14 protein-coding genes are annotated in these 19642 nt (G+C 66.0%); 7 read left to right on the plus strand and 7 right to left on the minus strand.

Translation table 11 applies throughout. The annotated features are described in order from the left end of the window. Positions 1-43 precede the first annotated feature (43 nt). The 4 genes from ppgK (at position 44) to A5724_RS07360 (ending at position 4145) form a co-directional block, all read left to right on the plus strand. On the plus strand, positions 44-853 hold the full coding sequence (ppgK, locus tag A5724_RS07345) for a polyphosphate--glucose phosphotransferase (protein ID WP_067798539.1): 810 nt from the start codon (positions 44-46) through the stop codon (positions 851-853). 183 nt (positions 854-1036) lie between these two features. After that, positions 1037-2542, plus strand: a complete 1506-nt coding sequence (locus tag A5724_RS07350; RefSeq protein ID WP_067798845.1) for an RNA polymerase sigma factor — start codon at positions 1037-1039, stop codon at positions 2540-2542. Between the two features lie 104 nt (positions 2543-2646). Then, positions 2647-2997, plus strand: coding sequence for a hypothetical protein (locus A5724_RS07355; RefSeq protein WP_067798543.1), 351 nt, complete (start codon positions 2647-2649; stop codon positions 2995-2997). 71 nt (positions 2998-3068) lie between these two features. Further along, positions 3069-4145 carry a methyltransferase gene (locus A5724_RS07360; RefSeq protein ID WP_067798546.1) on the plus strand — a complete coding sequence of 359 codons (1077 nt, stop codon included), beginning with the start codon at positions 3069-3071 and terminating at the stop codon, positions 4143-4145. Here A5724_RS07360 and A5724_RS07365 read toward each other — a convergent pair whose 3' ends face one another. Both A5724_RS07365 and A5724_RS07370 read right to left on the minus strand, forming a co-directional pair. Beyond that, positions 4146-4964 (minus strand): LLM class F420-dependent oxidoreductase, encoded by an 819-nt coding sequence (locus tag A5724_RS07365; RefSeq protein ID WP_067798549.1) that lies wholly within the window; start codon positions 4962-4964, stop codon positions 4146-4148. Positions 4965-5029: 65 nt separating this feature from the next. Further along, positions 5030-5812 (minus strand): hypothetical protein, encoded by a 783-nt coding sequence (locus A5724_RS07370; RefSeq protein ID WP_067798551.1) that lies wholly within the window; start codon positions 5810-5812, stop codon positions 5030-5032. An 80-nt stretch (positions 5813-5892) separates the two neighbouring features. On the opposite strand from A5724_RS07370, the gene A5724_RS07375 reads away from it, so the two are divergent. Beyond that, on the plus strand, positions 5893-6261 hold the full coding sequence (locus A5724_RS07375) for a RidA family protein (protein ID WP_067798554.1): 369 nt from the start codon (positions 5893-5895) through the stop codon (positions 6259-6261). On the opposite strand, the gene A5724_RS07380 is transcribed toward A5724_RS07375, so the two are convergent. Beyond that, entirely contained in the window at positions 6258-6617 is a 360-nt protein-coding gene (locus A5724_RS07380) for a DUF952 domain-containing protein (RefSeq protein WP_067798557.1), read from the minus strand. The two genes, A5724_RS07375 and A5724_RS07380, sit on opposite strands and share 4 nt — an antisense overlap. Before the next feature lie 131 nt (positions 6618-6748). On the opposite strand from A5724_RS07380, the gene A5724_RS07385 reads away from it, so the two are divergent. Both A5724_RS07385 and A5724_RS07390 read left to right on the plus strand, forming a co-directional pair. Continuing rightward, a complete protein-coding gene (locus A5724_RS07385) occupies positions 6749-6940 on the plus strand; it encodes a hypothetical protein (RefSeq protein ID WP_067798560.1) in 192 nt (63 codons plus the stop codon). A 27-nt stretch (positions 6941-6967) separates the two neighbouring features. Further along, on the plus strand, positions 6968-7963 hold the full coding sequence (locus A5724_RS07390; RefSeq protein WP_067798562.1) for a YihY/virulence factor BrkB family protein: 996 nt from the start codon (positions 6968-6970) through the stop codon (positions 7961-7963). Here A5724_RS07390 and A5724_RS07395 read toward each other — a convergent pair. From A5724_RS07395 to A5724_RS07410, 4 genes are read right to left on the minus strand one after another with little or no spacing between them, the layout of a single operon-like run. Further along, positions 7960-10731, minus strand: a complete 2772-nt coding sequence (locus A5724_RS07395) for an RND family transporter (protein ID WP_197518582.1) — start codon at positions 10729-10731, stop codon at positions 7960-7962. The genes A5724_RS07390 and A5724_RS07395 overlap by 4 nt on opposite strands. Positions 10732-10772: 41 nt before the next feature. Continuing rightward, positions 10773-11414, minus strand: coding sequence for a GNAT family N-acetyltransferase (locus A5724_RS07400; protein WP_082964912.1), 642 nt, complete (start codon positions 11412-11414; stop codon positions 10773-10775). Further along, a complete protein-coding gene (locus A5724_RS07405) occupies positions 11411-12742 on the minus strand; it encodes an aminotransferase class I/II-fold pyridoxal phosphate-dependent enzyme (protein ID WP_067798568.1) in 1332 nt (443 codons plus the stop codon). Before A5724_RS07405 ends, A5724_RS07400 begins: the two co-directional genes overlap by 4 nt. Beyond that, positions 12739-19104: a type I polyketide synthase gene (locus A5724_RS07410; protein WP_067798572.1), complete on the minus strand. Its 6366-nt coding sequence runs from the start codon at positions 19102-19104 to the stop codon at positions 12739-12741. Before A5724_RS07410 ends, A5724_RS07405 begins: the two co-directional genes overlap by 4 nt. Positions 19105-19642 lie beyond the last annotated feature (538 nt).

Genomic DNA, 19642 nt, shown 5'->3' on the forward strand with positions numbered 1-19642 from the left:
TAATGTGTGTTGCGCGTCCGACCTGCCCGCCTGAGGAGCGCTCATGACCGCGACCGAGCCAGCCGCCGACCCCAGCACCAACGGCGGTGGTACCCAACGCCGAGGATTCGGCATCGATGTCGGCGGAAGCGGGGTCAAGGGCGGCATCGTCGACCTGGACACCGGGAAGTTGATCGGCGACCGGTTCAAGCTGGAGACGCCGCAACCGGCGACACCGGACTCGGTCGCCAAGACCGTCGCCGCGGTGGTCAAGGAATTCGGCTGGACCGAGAGACTCGGCGTCACCTATCCCGGAGTCATCACCGACGGCATCGTGCGCACGGCGGCCAACGTCGACAAGCGCTGGCTCGGGGTGAATGTCCGGGAAGCGTTCGCATCCGCGCTCGACGGCCAACAGGTGACAGTGCTCAACGACGCCGACGCCGCAGGCCTTGCCGAGGAGAAGTTCGGCGCGGGCAGGGACAACTCCGGGGTGATCGTGCTGCTCACCTTTGGCACCGGGATCGGCTCCGCGGTCATTCACAACGGTGTGCTGCTGCCGAACACCGAGTTCGGTCATATCGAGGTCGGCGGCAAAGAGGCCGAACACCGCGCGGCGTCGTCGATAAAGGAAAAGAAGGGCTGGAGCTACGAGCGCTGGACAAAAGAGGTGACCAGCGTGCTCATTGCCATCGAAAACGCGATCTGGCCCGATCTGTTCATCGCGGGCGGCGGCATCAGCCGCAAGGCCGACAAGTGGATTCCGCTGTTGAAGAACAGGACGCCCGTGGTGGCCGCCGCGCTGCAGAACACGGCAGGCATCGTCGGCGCCGCGATGGCCGCTGACGTCGACGTCACCTCTACCGCCAAGTAGCGCACCGACCGACGCGCCAAATTTGCCGCTCAACACGGCGGTACCTCACACTGTCGTTACAATGGTCCACGGCGGCCGCATCCCGGATAGCGGCGAGATCAACCGCCAATATTCGACATAGCCGACGCTTTTCGATGGTGCACGACCGTGCCCGTTGGAAATTGCAAGATCGAAAGGGTGTACGTGGCAGCGACAAAGGCACGCCCGGCAACCGATGAGCCGGTGAAGCGCACCGCTACCAAGGCCCCCGCCAAGAAGACCGCGGCGAGCCGCGAATCCGGCCACGCGGCGAAGTCCGCCAACGGCGCTGCGCCCGCGAAGCGGGCCACCAAGGCCGCGAAGGCTCCTGCCGCGAAGGCCGCTAAGGCACCCGCCAAGGCTGCCAAGGCGAAGGCCGACGGTCTGGCCCCGCGCACTCGCGCCAAGAAGGCCACCTCGCCCGAGGGCACGGTCGACGAAGACCTCACCGAAGAGGTCGAGGGCGACGACGACCTCGAGGCCGAGCCCGGCGAGGATCTCGAGGACGCGGATCTCGACCTGGAGGACCTCGAGGTCGACGACGAAGCTGGCGACGAGGACGCCGCCGACGACGACAGCGCCGAGGAAGAAGGGGCCGAGCCCGCCGCCGCCGCCGCCAAGGGCGATGCGCCGGCCGAGGACGACGAGATCGCCGAACCCAGCGAGAAGGACAAGGCCTCCGGCGACTTCGTCTGGGACGAAGAGGAGTCCGAGGCGCTGCGGCAGGCCCGCAAGGACGCCGAGCTCACCGCATCGGCCGACTCGGTGCGCGCGTACCTCAAGCAGATCGGCAAGGTCGCGCTGCTAAACGCCGAGGAAGAAGTCGAGTTGGCCAAGCGCATCGAAGCGGGCTTGTACGCCACCCAGCTGATGGCCGAGCTGACCGAAAAGGGCGAGAAGCTGCCCGCCGCGCAGCGCCGCGACATGATGTGGATCTGCCGTGACGGCGACCGCGCCAAGAACCACCTGCTCGAAGCCAACCTGCGCTTGGTGGTGTCGCTGGCCAAGCGCTACACCGGCCGCGGCATGGCGTTTTTGGACCTCATTCAGGAGGGCAACCTGGGCCTGATCCGTGCGGTCGAAAAATTCGACTACACAAAGGGTTACAAGTTCTCCACCTACGCGACCTGGTGGATCCGGCAGGCGATCACCCGCGCGATGGCCGACCAGGCCCGCACCATCCGCATCCCGGTGCACATGGTCGAGGTGATCAACAAGCTCGGCCGCATCCAGCGTGAGCTGCTGCAGGATCTGGGTCGCGAGCCCACCCCTGAAGAGCTGGCCAAGGAAATGGACATCACGCCGGAGAAGGTGCTGGAGATCCAGCAGTACGCGCGTGAGCCGATCTCGCTGGACCAGACCATCGGCGACGAAGGCGATTCGCAGCTGGGCGATTTCATCGAGGACTCCGAGGCGGTTGTCGCGGTCGACGCGGTGAGCTTCACGCTGCTGCAGGATCAGCTGCAGTCGGTGCTCGAGACGCTGTCCGAGCGCGAAGCGGGCGTGGTGCGGTTGCGGTTCGGCCTCACCGACGGTCAGCCGCGCACGCTCGACGAAATCGGTCAGGTGTACGGCGTCACCCGTGAGCGGATCCGGCAGATCGAGTCGAAGACGATGTCAAAGTTGCGCCACCCCAGCCGTTCTCAGGTGCTGCGCGACTACCTGGACTAGCCATTCGCGTTTCACCTGTCCGCGTCATTGCGGCCGCCGCTCTTTTGGCCGCGTTGACCGCCTGTTCGTCGACGGAACCCAGCGGCCCCTCGCACGCCGACACGATGAAGGCATGGCGCAATCAGGCGCAGCCGACCATCGACAAGATGAACGATGCGATGGCCTGGTTCGAAGGGGCGGTGCGAACCGACGACTACGCCGGCGCCCAGAACGCCTGCCGGTCGTTCGCCGACGGCGTGAGCAGGCTGGAGCAGGAACTGCCCTCCCCCGATGACGACGTGACGGCGGTGCTGAGGGAGGCCGTCGGGCACTTCCGCGACTTCGACCGCGAATGCGTGACGGTCAATCCCGCGATGACCCAGGACCAAGCCAACACCGTGGTGTCCTACCGGGACCAGGGCGTCGAGCGGATGGAGGCGGCCGTCGCGATGATGGACCGGCTCGAACAGCAGTAACACGCCGCGGGCGTGATGTGCTTGTGAGGTTGCTGAAAGGGTATGGTCTCGCAGTGCCTGAAAAGCCTCCGATGATTCCACCCGTTCCGGTTGTCCGCGCCATCAACGCCGTTCGCTCCGCGACCCAACGCCTGAGTCGTCTGCTCGCGCCGGGAGCGATCAACATTCTGGAGTTGCTGACCGGCGCTTGGGCCGCGCAGGCGATCTACGTCGCGGTCAAGCTCGGCATCCCGGACCAGCTGGCCGACGGTGCGCTGACGGCGACCGAAGTGGCCCGCCGGGTGGGCAGCGACGCCGATGCGACCTACCGGTTGATGCGCGCACTGGCATCACGCGGCGTGCTGCGACACCGCGCAGACAACACGTTCAAGCTGACGTCGGTGGGCAAGGCGTTGAGAACGGGCACACCGGGATCGGTGCGCGACTTCGCGTTGTTCTTCGGCCATCCGCTGCGCTGGGAGGACTGGGGCAACCTGCTGTACTCGGTGCAGACCGGCAAGCCGTCGGTGGACATGCTGCGCGGTATGCCGTTCTTCGAATACGTCGACACTGACCCGGATCTCGCGTCGGCGTTCAACAACGCGATGACGGCGAGCAGCGAATTCGCCATCTACGCGGTGCTCGCGGCCTACGACTTCAGTGGTTTCCGCCGCATCGTCGACGTCGGGGGTGGGCACGGCAGGCTGCTCGCGATGATCCTGCCGAAGGCGCCCACCGCCCGCGGGGTGCTCTTCGACCTGCCCGCCGTGGTGGACGGCGCCGGTCCGGAGCTCACCAAGACGGGTGTCGCCGCGCGCTGCGAGGTGGCCGGCGGGTCGTTCTTCGACTCGGTGCCCGACGGCGGCGACGCCTATCTGATGAAGACGATCCTGCACGACTGGAGCGACGACGATGCACTGAAAATCCTTGCCAACGTCCGCAGCGCAATCCCGGCCAGCGGCAAGCTGCTACTGCTGGAAAGCGTTCTGCCGGAACGCTCTACCTCCGACCTCGGCTTGATGATCGACCTCGAGATGCTGGTCGCCGTCGGTGGCAGGGAACGCACTCAGGTCGAATGGGAGAAGCTGTTGGCCCGGGCGGGATTCCGGCTGAACCGCGTTGTGCCCACGGGCAACCCGATCTCGATCGTCGAAGCCGTTCCCCTCTGATCAGCCGCGCGAATCACGCCACGCCAGAGCGGCTTTCAACTCCGCCAGGTCGTATCCGTCCGGCGAACCGAATACGGACACGGTGAACATCGTCGCGCCGGCATCGGCGTAGCCGCCCGCTGCTTCGGTGCTGACCCACGACACGGCGCGTTCGATCTCGGCGTCGTCGCGTCCAATCTTCGCCGTCTGTTCGGTGAGGACGGCGTTCTTGCGCACGAACAGGTCCAATTCGCCGCCGGTGTGCCAGATGTCGGCGAACCGTGCGGCGGCGGGGATCGTCTTCTTCTCGCCGCCGCCGCCGATCAGCACCGGGATCTTGCGCAGCGGCGGTGGCATCAGGTTCGGCAACCGGTTCTCGATGCGCTCGAGCGCATCGATGAACAACTCGTGTCGCGACGACACCGTGCCGTAGTCGTAGCCGTATTCGGTGTAGTCCGGTTCATACCACCCGGCACCGAGACCGAGAATCACGCGACCGCCGCTGATGTGGTCGACGGTGCGGGCCATGTCGGCGACCAGGTCGGGATTGCGGTAGCCGGCGCCGCCGACGAGCAGGCCCAGTTCGGCGCGACTGGTGATCTCCGCCCAGGACGCCAGCGCGGTCCAAGCCTCGAAGTTGTTCTGCACAGGCGGGTTCGGGTCGGTGATCGGCCGCCCGTCCTTGTCTCGACCGGTGACCGCGGGCACCAGGAAATGGTCGTAGCCGAAGATGACGTCGGTGCCCAGGTCTTCCGCGCGCAGGATCGTGTCGCGCCACGCCGCGTAGGTGGGTGTGGCGGCGGGCGGGATCTGGGCGGCGATGCGGATCGGTCGTGTCATACGACCTGCGACGACGCGGTCGCGAGGTTTATTCCGTGACTCGGCGTGTCTGTGACGCGCCTGTGTCAACGCTTTTTGTCGCGCACCTTGTATGTCGACGGCCACGACTCGCGGGTCTCGTCGCCGACCAACGGCACACCCTTGCTGCCGATCCTGATGTCGTAGGCCTCCTTGCCCGGGCCGATCTCACGGTTGGCGTGTTCGGTGGCGAGGTACATCAGTTGATCGATCTCGGCTTCGGCGAAGGCGACGAACGTCGTCTTGCGCACGATGTCTTCCGGTGGCGGCGCCATTCTCTCCGGCAGCACCTTCGACGCCAGCGCGGCCAAGCCGAGGAACGAGAAGGGAAGGACCCAGTAGCAGATGAAAGACAGCGGCGTCTTGGTGTCGAGGATCGTCGCGTCGCCCTGCACGATCGGCGGGACCGCCGATGACACCGTCATGCCGGCGAAGGCCGCGATCCAGATCCATGTCAGCAGCGACGTGATGCGGCGAAACAGGTCGCTCTCGACCACTTCCTTCGGCTGGTCCACTTCGGCAATCTCACGCACGAACGGCCGTCCCATCAGTGCGCTGATCAACGCGACTAGGAAGATCCCGACGTTGCTCAACGGCTGGATCCACCGCTCCATGAACGACTGACTCACCGCGAAAGTCAGCGCGGTGAGTATCAAAAACGTTGCGACTGCGCCGATTTCGAGTGTTCGACCCGGCGTTCCCTTGATCCGCCCGACCACGAACGACAGCACAGCGACCGCAAGCGCGACCAACACCGCCGTCGTGAAGGGGACGTTGCCGACAAGCACCCAGTAGACGATCCAGGGGGCGAAGCCCAACAAGATACCCACGAAAAGTCAGTCTAGGTTGTCAGTCAACGACCGAAGTGTAAACCTCTTGCACTGGGGGCCTGCGCCGCTAGTTTGAACGGATGACGCAGCGCCGCACGGTCGCTTCCGGCACGGAGTACGAGTCTTTCGTCGGCTACTCGCGCGCGGTCCGCACGGGCCCGTACATCGCGGTGGCAGGCACCACCGGGGCGGGTCCGGACGCCGCCGCTCAGGCGCGAGATGCGTTGTGCCGCATCGGCATTGCGTTAGAGGAAGCCGGTGCTTCGCTGACCGACGTGGTCCGCACCCGGATGTACGTCACCGACATCGCGCTGTGGCGGGAGGTCGGCGCGGTGCATGCCGAGTTCTTCGGTGACATCCGCCCGGTCACCACCATGGTGGAGGTGTCGGCGCTCATCGCACCGGAGCTGATGGTCGAGATCGAGGCCGACGCGTACCTGGACCGCTAACCCGTTAGCGCCCCAAACGTGCCGGTCTCGTCCGGCAGGTAGGGCGTGACGTTTATCACAGCGTGAACGGGTAATTCTCCGTACAGATGAGGGAACACCATGCCACCAGGATCGGTCGGGACACCAGGCTCCCAGCGAACCGGAGAGGACAGCCGTGCCGCGTCGATGCGCAACAGCACCAGATCGGTGCGACCGGCGTAGAGCCGGTTGGCCGGCAGATGCACCTGCTCAGGCGCCGACAGATGGACGAATCCGACCGTTTCCAGCGACTCCGGACGCAGCGCGCCTGACCGCTGTCCGGCCTCCCATTCGTCGTTGCTGCACAGGTGGACCAGGACGCCGGGAGCGTTTTGCATACCGCCAGCCTGCACCCGCTGCAAATCGACGCAACCGTGAGACACGACACACCCGTAAACGATCCGGGAACAAGGCCGGAACCGAAAACGTCTGAGACAGTGGATATACGCGAAGCATTACGGAGGTCGCCATGAACGCAACGCTCACCAGTCCCGAACTCACCAGGGCTGACCGCTGCGATCGCTGCGGGGCCGCCGCACGTGTACGCGCAAAGCTTCCCTCAGGTGCCGAGTTGCTGTTCTGCCAGCACCACGCCAACGAGCATGAGGCAAAGCTGGTCGAGCTGGCGGCGGTCCTCGAAGTCAGCCCGCTGGAGCCGTAGCACCGAATAGGCAATGCTGGACTGGTCATGAGCGACCAGTCACAGCCGCTACCGGTTCCGCCGTCACGTCACCACATTGGTCACATCGTTCGGCGCACGCTGTCGAAGAGCTGGGACGACTCGATCTTTTCGGAGTCCGCGCAGGCGGCGTTCTGGTGTGCGCTGTCCCTGCCTCCCCTGCTGCTGGGAATGCTCGGGAGCCTGGCATACATTGCGCCGCTGTTCGGGCCTGACACGCTGCCGACCATCCAGGAGCAGCTCATCAGCACCGCGGGCAGGTTCTTCTCGCCCAACGTCGTCAGCGAGATCATCGCGCCGACCGTGCACGACATCGTCAAGGGTGCGCGCGGTGAGGTGGTGTCGCTGGGATTCGTCATCTCGTTGTGGGCGGGCTCGTCGGCGATCTCCGCGTTCGTCGACTCGATCACCGAGGCGCATGATCAGACAGCACTGCGGCATCCGGTGCGCCAGCGGTTCTACGCGCTCGGCCTGTACGTGGTGATGCTCGTCGGCGCGATCGTGTCTGCCCCGTTCCTCGCTCTTGGACCGCGCAAGGTTGCCGAGTACCTCCCTGACAGCTGGGACAACGCGCTGGCCTACGGCTACTACCCCGTGATGTTTTTGGGCCTGGTGTTGGCGATGAACGTCCTCTACCGGGTGTCGCTGCCCAAGCCGCTGCCCTCGCATCGGCTACTCATCGGGTCGGTGCTCGCTGCCGTGGTGTTTCTGATCGCCACCTTCGGGCTGCGGGTCTACCTGACCTGGATCACCAGCACCGGCTACACCTACGGCGCGCTCGCGACGCCGATCGCGTTCCTGTTGTTCGCCTTCTTCCTCGGGTTCGCGATCATGCTCGGCGCCGAACTCAACGCGGCGATCGAGGAGGAGTGGCCCGCGCCGGTCACCCACGCCAAGCGGTTCCGGTGGTGGCTGGAGGAGAAGGCCGAGTCGCTCAACGGCAACGGCGCCATGCCCGCACGGCCCGCGGCCACGACCGCTTCATCGGCCGACGAAACTCCTTAGCTCCCGCGCCCGGTTCGGGGCCATTGGATCGGCGGCTGGAGCTGCGGCCACCAGAACCAACGGCCCAGCAGCCGCGCCAGGGCCGGAAAGATCAGAGCGCGAACCACCAGGGTGTCGATGATCAAGCCGATGCCCACGGCGGTACCGATCTGGGCGATGCTGCTGACACCGCTGGCCAGCAAGCCGAGCATGGTGAGGGCGAACACCACTCCTGCGGTGGTGACCACGCCGCCCGTGCCGGCGAAGGCGCGCACCATGCCGGTCTTCAAACCCGCGGGAGCTTCTTCCTTGAGCCGGGCGGTCATCAGCAGGTTGTAGTCGGTGCCGACCGCGACGAGCGCGACGAATGACAACGGTGGCACCGCCCAGTGAATGTGCTGTCCGAGCAGACCCGTCCAGAGCGCGACGGTCGCGCCGAGCGCGGACAGGTAGGACACCCCGACGGTGGCGACGACGGTGATGGCCGCGACCGGGCTGCGGATGAGCAGCAACGCGACCACGAAGATCAGAGCCAGCGCAACCGTCACGAGCAGCGCCATATCGCTGGCGAGGGTCTCTTGCAGATCCGACGTGTAGGCGCCGACCCCGGTGATGCGCACGACGTTGCGGCTGAGGGTTCCTTCCTTGGTGGCTTCGTGAACGCTGGTGCGGATGCGCGCGGCCTGGTCTGCGGCCGATTGGCTCCATGCGTCGCCTTCGGTGAAGACGAGCAGCCTCGTCGCGTGGCCGTCAGGTGAGAAGAGCAGCCTGGCTGCGCGTTGGAAGCCGGGGGCGCGCAGCGCACCTTCGGGAAGGTAGAAGCCGCGGTCGGGGCTGCCTGCGAAGTCCGCGGCGAGTGCGGTCAGGTAGTCGGCCAGTTGACTGAATTGGGGTAGCGCGGATCCGGTGTTGAGGCCCAGTGCGGTGATCACCTGGCGCGCCTGGCTCATTTTCGCGCGTGTCGTCGCTATCGCAGTGGTGGCCGCGGCCAGCGCATGGGCCGCCTGGTCGGATCCGTCGACGAGTTGCGTGGTGCCCTGTTCGAGTTGTTGGGTGCTCGTCACCGCCGCGTCCACCGGAACGATCACACGGTCGACCAGTGCGCAGATGGTGTTGGTGGCGCAATCCGGTGTGGCACCGACGAAGTCGCGCAGCGGCGTGAGCTCCGCTGAGATGGAGTCGGTGATGCCGTGCAATCCGGTTGCGCCGTTCTTGGTGTTCTGCGCACCGGCGTTGATCCGTTGCAGACCGTCGACGGTGCCCGCCAGTTCGGCGTTCAGCTGCTGCAGCGCGTCGGAGAGTTGGGACAGCATGGTCTCGGTCCGGTCGATGCTGTCCAGTGCGGTTTGCAGCGAAGACATTCCGTCCTTGATCTGACGACCGATCACTCCCGCCTGGTCGGTGAGCGCAGCGCCGGGAGGGGGCGCTCCGGTCGGTCTACTCGCGGACTGGACCGCGCGCACTCCGGGTATCGCCACGAGGTGGCGGGTGACGCCTTCGATAGCGATCAGCCCCGCAGGGTTGCGCATGTCGTGATCGGTCTCGATCAACACATACTGAGGGAGCAGACCGTTGGCCGGGAAATGACGGTCCGCGGCCTGGTATCCGAGGTTGGAATCCGACGATGGTGGTTGGCCTGCGCGCTCGTCGTAACTCAACCTCAGGCCGACCGCGGGCACCGCGCATATCAACAGCAGCGCGGTGGCCGAAACGAAAATCGGTGCAGGCCAACGCACTATCGCGGTGCCAAGCCGCCGCCAGCGTCGCATGCTGTGCGATCGCGTCGGCTCGCACAGTCCTCGCCACGCCGCGATTCTCAGCAGGGCCGGCGTGAGGGTCAATGAGGCAAGGGTGGTGACCGCGACGGCGATCGCGCAGGGAATGCCTGCGCTGCGCAGTAATCCGATCTTGGTGAACACCAGACAACACAGTGCGATCGCGACTGTCGACGCCGACGCGATCAACACCGGTGCGGTGCTTGCGTACGAATTCTGCAGTGCGACTTCGCCGGCGACACCGCGGCGGCGCTGTTCGTGATAGCGACCGATGAGGAAGATGGTGTAGTCGGTACCCGCCCCGAGGACCATCGCCGCCATCAGCGATACCGAAAACGTCGAAACCTCGACAACACCGGCCTGGGCCAGCGCTGCCACCAGGGCACGCGCGGCGGCCAGAGACAGCCCGATGGTGGTGAGCACCACGGCGCACACCGTCACCGAACGGTAGACGGCGAGCAGCAGTATGGCGATCACGATCACCGTGACGATCGTGATGGTGATAAGTCGGTTTGCGATGGAGGCGAATTCATCTACGACGGTGGCGCCGGGTCCGCTGAGGTGGACCTGAAGACCGGCCGGCCGCGGCACCTGATCAATCGTATGCCGCACGGCGGCAACGGCTGCGGTAGCTTGCGCGTCTCCGATGTCGCCGGAGAGTCGCACCAGCATGGTCACCGCGCGGTGATCCCCTCCCTCAGCGATGGCAGCCGAGTAGAGGTCCGACCACAGATCCATCACCGATTCGACGTGAGCACGGTCGGCACGCAGCGAGTCGACCAGATGGTTGTAGTACTGATGGTCGGCGTCGCCGGTGGGCGACGAACTTTCCAGCACGACATAGGCGACGTTGTTGGTGGTGGAGTCGTCGAAGTCCCGGCCCATCTGGACCGCTGCACTGACCGCTGGGCTGTCCGATGCGAAGAAGGGTTTCGCGTGTTCGCGGACGACCTGCTCGATCTGGGGTACGGCGAGGTTCGCCGCGCACGTGGCCACCAGCCAGATCAGCACCACCCAGGGTGCATGGCGTGTGACGATTCGGCCGAGCGACTCCATCACTCGGGCGGTCGGACCATCACATTGACCACCGGCCCGTCATGTCCTAACCGCGGTCGGTCGACCAGCTCGAAGCCGATAGCCCGGTAGTAGGCGACGTTACCGTCCTTGCACATCAGGTAGAGGGGCCGACCGTCTCTATCGCACCGGGCAAGAAGGACTTTCACAAGCGCGCGGCCGACGCCGCGTCGCTGGACATCGGGAGCGCACCCGAAATACACGCCCACGTTGTGGGGCCGACCGGGGGCGAACTTGGCGAACATCGCGTCCAGCGCCATCCCGGCGGACACCCGGGTGCCCATCGCACCCAGCAGGGCGATACCGCCCAGCACCGCATGGATCGGTCGCGGTTTGGGTTCGCTGCCGTCCCAGAGCAGAGTGCCAACGACGCGGTCGCCAATGAGCGCGACCAGGGCATTGCCCTGCGGCAGGAACCGGTGACGAATCATGGCGGCCTGCATCTTGGGCTCCCTGCGGACGCGCACGCCCGGATCAGGGAACAGAAACTCGCCGATGGGGTCGTCGGTGGCGAAAGCCGCGGCCAGCACTTCGGTCATCGCGTCGACATCGCGATAGCCGGCGTCGCGCACCACGATGGTGGCGTCCGTTGTCGGTTGCTCGTCGTCGCGGGGTTGCTTCACAGGCTGTCGACGATCGTGCGAAGGGTCCTCACGGCGTACTCGATCTGCTCGTCGGTGTGATCGGCGTTGGCGCAGAAGCGCAATCGTTCCTGCCCCGCCGGGACCGACGGGGCGTCGATGACCGGCACGTTGACTCCATCCTGAGCCATTCGCAGCGAGGCCAGCCCGGCGCGGGCGACGTCGCCGAAAATAACCGGAACAATGGGGGTTCCGTCGGATGTTCCGGTGTCGAAGCCGTTGGATCGGGCCAACGTGCGCAACTTTTCGCCGTTGCGTCGCAGACGTCCGACCCGCTGCGGTTCGGACTCGAGGATGTTGAGCGCTTCGAGCGCCGCTCCGATCGTGGCCGGGGATGCGCCGGTGGCGAAGAGGCTGACGCCCGGGGCCGCATACTTCAGCGCGCGCATCAGCTCGGCGTTGCCCGCAACGAACCCGCCAACGCTGCCAAGTGCTTTCGACAGCGTCCCCATCCAGATGTCCACGGCGTCACCGGGGAGGCTGAAATGCTCGCGGATGCCGCCCCCGCCCTCGCCGAGGACACCGAGCGAGTGCGCCTCGTCGATCATGATGGAACAGTTGTGCCTCCGGGCCACCTCGATGATGTCCGGCAACCGGGCGATGTCGCCGTCCATGCTGTAGCAGCCCTCGACGATCACCAGCGCCCTGGAGAAGCTGCCGCGGGACATCTTCAGGACCGCCTCCAGAGAATCTGGATCGTTGTGGCGGAACGTCAATCGTTTACAGCCGGCCCACCGGGTACCGGAGACCACGCTGCTGTGGACGAGAGCGTCGCACACCGCGACGTCCTTGGCTCCCAGCAGATAGCCGATGACCGCCGCGTTGGTGAGATAGCCGCTGGGCGTGATCACCGCCGCGTCGACGTCATAGCGTCGCGCCAGCCTCGTCTCGAGTTCGTCGTACAACGCGACCTCGCCCGACACGATGCGACTGGCCGACGCCGAGGTGCCGTACTCGTCGATCGCCTTCTTGGCGGCCGCGTGCACCCGCGAATCCGCGGCGAGGTTGAGGTAACTGAAGCTGCTGAAGTTGATCAGCCGACGGCCAGCCTGCTGCACGGTCGAACCATTGGAGCCGCAATGTGGTTCGAACAGCGGGTTGGTCAGATCCGCCGCACTGTACATCTCGGCGAGCCGGCCGTACACCTCGCGTACGCGCACCACGTCGGGGTGGTCGACGAAGGAGGTGTCCGGCCTCGCAATGGTCTGGGTGTTTTTCACCCGGGCGGCAACCACGGCCGCCGCAGCGGCATGTGCGCCTGCCGAACGTGCCAGCAGGTCGCGGGCGACCTCGCGGGGGTCGGTGGTCATACGCGTGCCACCTCCTCAGCGGCGGCAGAGCCGGTGGCGGCCAGCGCCGGCTCGGCCAGTCGCGCAGCCAGGTGCGCGCCAATCGCTGAAAGGCCGGTGGCTCTGCCGAATTCGAGCACCGACAACTCGACGCCCAGCGTGCGTGCGATCCGGGCGGCGAACTCGACGCCCATCAACGAGTCAAGACCGAGATCAGGCAGCGCGGTCTGCACGTCGATCGCGTCGCTGGACACCCCCATCACCTCGGCGAGTTGTTCGGCGAGAATGTGCGTCAGCACGGCGGGCCGATCTTCCTCGGCGAGCGCCAGGATCTCGGCTTGCAGCGCCGTCACGCCGGTCTTGCCTGCCGTGGCCGCAGCGATGTGCTCGACCAGTCGAGGGTTGCGCGTTCCGGGCCCGTTGACCATGGCCCATTCCGACCAATCGATCTTCATCACCGCAGCATGCGGAATACCCAACACCAGGCATTCGCGGAGGTAGTGCATGGCGACATCCATCTGGACCGGGCTGAAGCCCAACAGCGCCAGGTAGCGAACGGATTCCGCGGACGCTTCCGCCATCCCGCCGCCGCCCATCGCACCCCAACTGAGCGAGATGGCTCGCCGTCCCATGGCGTGCCGGGTGGCCGCCAGGGCATCCAAAGCCGCGTTGGCCGCCGAGTACGAAACCTGAGGGGCTCCTCCGACGAGAGCACTGACCGAGGAGTACAACACGAACGCGTCCAGTTGCGCGCCGATCGCCTCGACCGCACGGTGCAGGTTCCAGCCGCCGACGACCTTGGGACGGAAAACGTCTTGCAGGCGGTCAGGGGTGATCTCGAATATCGGACGGCTGTCGACGAGTCCGGCGGTGTGGAAGATGCCGCGCAGCGGCGCGTCCGGCCGATCAGCCCTGGTGATCGCCGCGAGAACCGCGTCGTAATCGCCGACGTCGACGGCTTCGACGATCACGTCGACGCCTGCCGCGGCGAACTCGGCGAGATGGTTGTGCGCGACATCGCTTGTCGGACCGCGACGGCCGAGGAGCACCAGGTGGCGCGCGCCCTCGGCGACAAGCCATTTGGCGGTTGCCAGACCGAAGGCGCCGAAGCCACCCGTCACCACATAGCTGGCCGCCGCCGACACCCGGAAGGCGGGGATTTGCGGGCGCACCATCGGATGTGTCTCGGCTTCCAGGTCCAGCACGACCCGGCCGATGTGGCGCGATCGCGCCGCCGCCTCGAACGCCTCGGAGATCCTGCTCACCGGATAGCTCGTATAGGGCAGATAGTGGTAGACGCCTTCGGTCAGCCGATCGAGCACTCGTTGCGTGAGTGAGCGCACCAGCGCCGGCTTGTATCGGAGCATGCGGTCCATATCGACCGCGAAGTAGGAGAGGTTGCGGTCGAAAGGCGCCAGGTCGAGTGTTCCGCCGCCGTAGATGTCGGCCTTGCCGATATCGACGATGCGTCCGAATTCCGAAGCCACCCGGAAGTTCTGGGCGCCGATCTCGCCGGGCGCCGAGGTGTAGACAACGTCGACGCCGCGGCCCTCGGTCAGTTGCATCACGTCGTCGACGAAGTTCACCGTGCGTGAACCGATGGCGTGGTCGGCTCCCGCGGCCACCGCCGCTGCGCGGCGTTCCTCGGTGCTGGCCGTAGCGATGACATGTGCGCCAAGAGTTTTCGCCACCTGGATCGCACCCAGGCCCATGCCTCCGGCGGCTCCGTGGATGAGCACGGTCTCGCCGGCTTGCACCTTCGCGAGTTCGATCAGACCGTATTCGGCGCTCAACAGCGGCAGCGTCGAACTGCAGTGTGCGGCATCGAGTGTGCTGGGCACCTTGCAGGTGTTACCGGCATCAGCATCGATGGTGAGGTAGCGGCGCATCATGTTGAGCGCTCCGACGGCGAGTTTGTCACCGACCGCGACATCGGTGACCCCGGGCCCGACCCGGACCACCGTGCCGGCTCCCTCCAGCCCCAGTGCCGTACCGAAATATGTTCCGGCGAGCTCTTTTTCGGTCAGCACACCGATCACCTTGAGCGGGTCCTTGTAGTTGACGCTCAGCGCCTCCATGCGGACCTCGACCTGGCCCGGTCCCGGATCGACACGGTCGGTTTCCCGCAGCGCAAGATCGGACAGCGCCTTGGTGGCCGGAGTCTCCACCGCGTAGGACACGTCGGGTCCGGTGAGCGGGCGCGCTTCGTTGTGTGCGGCGAGGTGGTCGGAAAGGTTCGCGCGCAACCGGATCAGCCATCGCGCGCCGTGGCGCAATGCGACTTCATCCGCGGTGTCCGAGGCGAAAACGCCCGTGGTGACCAGTTCTGCACTGATGAGCTCGTCGCTGACCTCAGCTCCGACGTCCACCAGACGCCATTGCAGGCTGGGTTGCTCGTTGGCCAGCGACCGCCGGGCACCCACCAGCGGTGCGACCGCGACATCGGCGCCCTCGACTTCGCCCGGTAGACAGAATGCGTTCTCGGTCACCATCACGCCGCGCAACATTGCGGGCTGATCGTCCGAGTCAGCGTCGAGGGTTTTGTGAGCCGCCGCGGCGAACTCGGCGGCGCGCGCAACAGCGATGGCGCCGAACGTGTTCTGCTCCGGCGTCCATGCGCCAGAGGCGATCGCGAGCAGGCGGACCCCGTCAGCGCCTGCGGTCGACATGGCCGCCAGGAGTGCGTCGCGAATGCGTCCGGTGGCGGCATCATCGGTCGGGTCGTCGACGACGACGAGGGTGGCATTGCCGGATTCTGTGGCCAGGGCCCGAATCCGCGGCGACGCCTCGTCGCCGAAGCACACCACCACCGAGGTCCCCAGCGCCGATTCTCGTGCGGCGTCGATAAGGTCCCGGTCGTCAGCCAGTTCCCACACCGGCTCGTAGAACAGCCTGTTCAGCTGGTCGGTGACCGGGGTGGGCGGTGCGACCGGCTTGAATTCGACCGACCCTAATTCCATTGCCACCGAACCGGATTGGTCTGCGATGACGATGTCGACCAGCAGCGGATCGCGGTTGCGGCTGCGCACCGAAACGACGGCGTCGTCCGGGATGGGCCCGTAGCGGCGGACGGTGCCCACCGCCGAGGGAATGACGGCACCGCCCGTTGAGCTGGATGCCGCGAGTACGGCCACGCATTGCAAGGCGGAGTCGACGGCCGCCGGGTGTGCGATGTGGCCCAGGTCCGTCAGCGTCGACAGGTCGAGGTCGGCGCGCACGGCGTCGTCGCCGAATCGCGCCCGCACGATGCAACGGAACGCGGGCCCGTATGCGAGGCCGCGCAACGCCAGCGCGTTGTAAAGGTCGGAGCCGTCAACCGATTCGGCCTCACCCAGCACGCCGACGTCCACCTTCACGCCGTCGAGAGGTGCTTCCACCAGCCGCCCGGTGCAGTTGACCGTCCACAGGTCGGAGTCGACGTTGCGGGACCGGATCGTGAACCGGCGGGTGGTCGGCTCGACGGTGAACTGGACCACCGGTATCGAATGTTTGGCGACGACCAGCGGCGACCGAAACCGGATGTCCTCCAGCACCAAATCCGCCCGCCCGGTGCGTGCCGCCGCCGCGCTCAGCGCCGCGTCGAGGTACGCGGCGCCGGGCAACACTACGACACCGTCGACGACATGGTCGTTCAGCCACGGCAGACGCTCCACTGACAACTCGAACTGCCATTCGTCGACGGCCGCGGTGGTGCGTGCGCCCAGCAGTGGGTACTCCCCTGGACGGCCGAGGCGCTGGCGTCGAACTCCGTCCGGCTCGACCCAGAGATGCTGCCGCTGCCACGGATACCGGGGCAGGTCCACGTGGGGTGTGGCGCCCGCATTGCTGACGCCGGGGCACCTCGAGGTGTCCAGGCCGCCCGCGACATACAAGGCTGCCAGCGCGTCCATCATGCTGCGGGCGTCGTCCTTGTCGCGGCTCAGGGTAGGTATCGCGGCGGCGACTTTGCCTGCCCGGACGAAGATCTCGCGCATGTTCCCGGACAGCACGGGGTGCGGGCCGACCTCGAGGAAGACGGCATGGCCGTCGGCGACCAGTGCGTTGACAGTGTCGGCGAAGCGGACCGGTTGCCGGACGTTGTCGCGCCAGTAGTCTCCACCCCAGCTCGTGTCGACAACCCGCCTCGACGTGACCGTGGAGTACAGCGGCAATGCCGGCACGGCGGGGCGCAGCGCCGACAGTTCCGTGGTGATCTGGCTGAGAATCGGATCCATCAGGTGGCAGTGATACGGCACTCCAACTCGCAGCTTGCGTGCGAATATGCCTGCGGATTCGAGTTTTTCGTTAAGTTTGTCCAGGGCGGTGTGCGGACCGGCGAGGGTGGCGGCCGACGGGCTGTTGACCGCGGCGACCGAGACACTGCCGTCGGTGGGCAGCCATTCGGCGACGGCGTCTTCGGAAAGGCCCACCGCGAGCATGCCGCCGGTGCCTTCGGTAGTCGCTTGCAGGCGCGCCCGGTGATAGCTCACCGTGAGCGCGTCGCGCAGGCTCAGAGCGCCGGATACATAGGCCGCGGAGACTTCACCGACGCTGTGTCCGACGACTGCGCTCGGGTGAACTCCGGCCTCGGCCAGTTCTGCGGCAAGACCGACCTGCACCAGGAAGTTCGCCGGTTGCGCGAACTCGGTCTGGGTGATCCGGGACTCCGACTCGTCGCGGCGCAGTTCCTCCACGATGGACCAGCCCGAGATCGGTTGGAATGCCTCGTCGATCTCCCGTGCTGTCCGGGCGAACACACCATCGGCCGACAGCAAGCCGCGGCCCATCGCCCACCATTGCGGGCCCATTCCGCTGAACACGAAAACGGGGCGGCAGTCCGCACTCGAGACGCGGGCCTCTGCCCTGCCCTGCCCGCCGGCGAATTCACGCAACTGCTGTTGCAGATCGTCGCCGTCGGTGAAGGCGAACGCCTTACGGGTCATGTGGTGGGCTCGTCGCGTCCACGCCGCCTCGGTGAGCAGATCGACGTCCGGGCAGGTTGCCACGACATCTGCGAGCGCGCCTGCGACCGCGCGGGCGGCCGATTCGTTGCGGCCGGATACCGGAAACAGGTGCAGCGGTTCCACGTCGCGCTGAGCGGTGCCCTCCGGGGCCGGTGCCTCCTCGAGGATCACATGCGCATTCGTGCCGCCGTATCCGAAGGAGTTCACCGCGACGATCGCTTTGTCGTAGGCGGCGGGGAACGGTTCGCATTCGGTGGGGACGCGAAGCCGCAACTCCGCGAACGGGATCTCGGGGTTGAGTCTGTCCAACCAGGCTTGCGGGGCGATGGTGCGGTGGTAGACGGTCAGCGCGGCCTTGATCACGCCTGCGATTCCGGCGGCTGCCTCGGTATGGCCGATGGACGCCTTCACCGAGCCGACGACGAGGTCGGTACTGCGGTTGCCGACATTCCCGTACGCCTCCCCGAGCGCCTTGAGTTCCAGCGGGTCGCCGACCGCGGTCCCGGTGCCGTGGGCTTCCACGTAGCCGATGGCGGCCGGATCGATTCCGGCTTCGTCGGCGACGCGCTTGGCGAGGTTGGCCTGCGACACCGGATTGGGCACGGTGATCGCGATGGTCCGGCCGTCTTGGTTCGACCCGGTGCCACGCACCACCGCGTAGATGCGGTCCCGACTTCGTCGCGCCTCGTGGAGAGGACGGAGCAGCACCGCGCCCGCGCCTTCACCGCGACCGTAGCCGTCTGCCGACGCGTCGAAGCTCTTCGAGCGCCCGTCTCGGGACAGGAAGCGGCCCTTACACATTGAGATGAAGGTCTCCGGCTGCAGCATCGCGCTGACGCCACCGACGAGTGCCATTTCGCATTCGCCACGGGCGATCGCCTGCGTCGCTTGGTGCATCGCCACCAGCGACGACGAGCACGCGGTGTCGATCGTCATGCTCGGTCCGAGTAAGTCCAGTGCGAACGAGATCCGGTTGGACAGCAGGGTGAACGACGCACTCGTCGGGGTGTGCGCACCGATGAAAGGACGGGCCTGATCCGAAACGCGTGACATCACACTGTCATTGGTGAAACCGCCGACGTACACGCCGATCGGGCGGCCCGCCACACGACCTGCTAAACCGGCATCGTCCAAGGCTTCCCAGGCGACTTCCAGGAGTAACCGTTGTTGCGGATCCATGACGGAGGCTTCGCGCGCACTGATGCCAAAGAAGTCAGGATCGAAGTCCCACAGCGAATGCTGGAGGAAGGCACCGTGTTTGGTGTACATCCGGCCCGGAGCCTCCGGGTCGGGGTCGTAGTACTCCTCGACGCGCCAACGGTCGCGCGGAATCGGCACGACGCCGTCGCCCTTGTTGACCAGGAACTCCCAGAACTGCTCCGGACTGGCCGTCCCACCGGGAAAACGGCATCCGATACCGACGATCGCGATTTCTACCACGTGTCAACGCCTCACTGTGTCGAACTAGAGGCCTCGCCGACGAGTCCTCGCGTGATTCTTTCTGGCCGTAGGGCCCAAAAAGCCTGCAGCCGAATGCAACACGGCATGATTCATTGCGGTCTGTACTGCAGAAAGTCGTCTGTCACGGCGGATCATCGGATGGGATGTGCTGGCCTGTGGCGCGAAACCGCCTAACCAGCGCAGAGCAAATCCGATGACAACTCCTTTGCTAGACATCGGAATTGATGCCCAACGTATCAACCGCCAGAGCGACATTACTCAAAAGTAAGTTGGTAGACAAGTTCCGGTCTTCAGTCGGCTACAGCGCGCTGAACAGGGAGTTCACAGCCGATATGCAGTATTCGTTCACCAAATTGGCGGCCGAAGCTCGTCCACGTGATTTCAGCAAAGTTGTCCATCGCGAAATTTATACGCGGAGATGAGTTTGCTGAATGAATGGCGTCTCTAGACGCGAGGTTGCTGGAACTTCGGCGAACGCCGTCGACCCGGCCATGCCAAGCAGGAGGCTGTCACGGGT

Origin of the sequence: Mycobacterium sp. ACS1612, assembly GCF_001667505.1 — a bacterium.
GTDB lineage: Bacteria > Actinomycetota > Actinomycetes > Mycobacteriales > Mycobacteriaceae > Mycobacterium.

What these genes read in the sequence shown, in the direction of transcription:
- ppgK (WP_067798539.1), top strand. Translation starts at nt 44, where the DNA reads ATGACCGCGACCGAGCCAGCCGCCGACCCCAGCACCAACGGCGGTGGT.
- A5724_RS07355 (WP_067798543.1), top strand. Translation starts at nt 2,647, where the DNA reads ATGAAGGCATGGCGCAATCAGGCGCAGCCGACCATCGACAAGATGAAC.
- A5724_RS07360 (WP_067798546.1), top strand. Translation starts at nt 3,069, where the DNA reads ATGATTCCACCCGTTCCGGTTGTCCGCGCCATCAACGCCGTTCGCTCC.
- A5724_RS07365 (WP_067798549.1), bottom strand. Translation starts at nt 4,964, where the DNA reads ATGACACGACCGATCCGCATCGCCGCCCAGATCCCGCCCGCCGCCACA.
- A5724_RS07375 (WP_067798554.1), top strand. Translation starts at nt 5,893, where the DNA reads ATGACGCAGCGCCGCACGGTCGCTTCCGGCACGGAGTACGAGTCTTTC.
- A5724_RS07380 (WP_067798557.1), bottom strand. Translation starts at nt 6,617, where the DNA reads ATGCAAAACGCTCCCGGCGTCCTGGTCCACCTGTGCAGCAACGACGAA.
- A5724_RS07385 (WP_067798560.1), top strand. Translation starts at nt 6,749, where the DNA reads ATGAACGCAACGCTCACCAGTCCCGAACTCACCAGGGCTGACCGCTGC.
- A5724_RS07390 (WP_067798562.1), top strand. Translation starts at nt 6,968, where the DNA reads ATGAGCGACCAGTCACAGCCGCTACCGGTTCCGCCGTCACGTCACCAC.
- A5724_RS07405 (WP_067798568.1), bottom strand. Translation starts at nt 12,742, where the DNA reads ATGACCACCGACCCCCGCGAGGTCGCCCGCGACCTGCTGGCACGTTCG.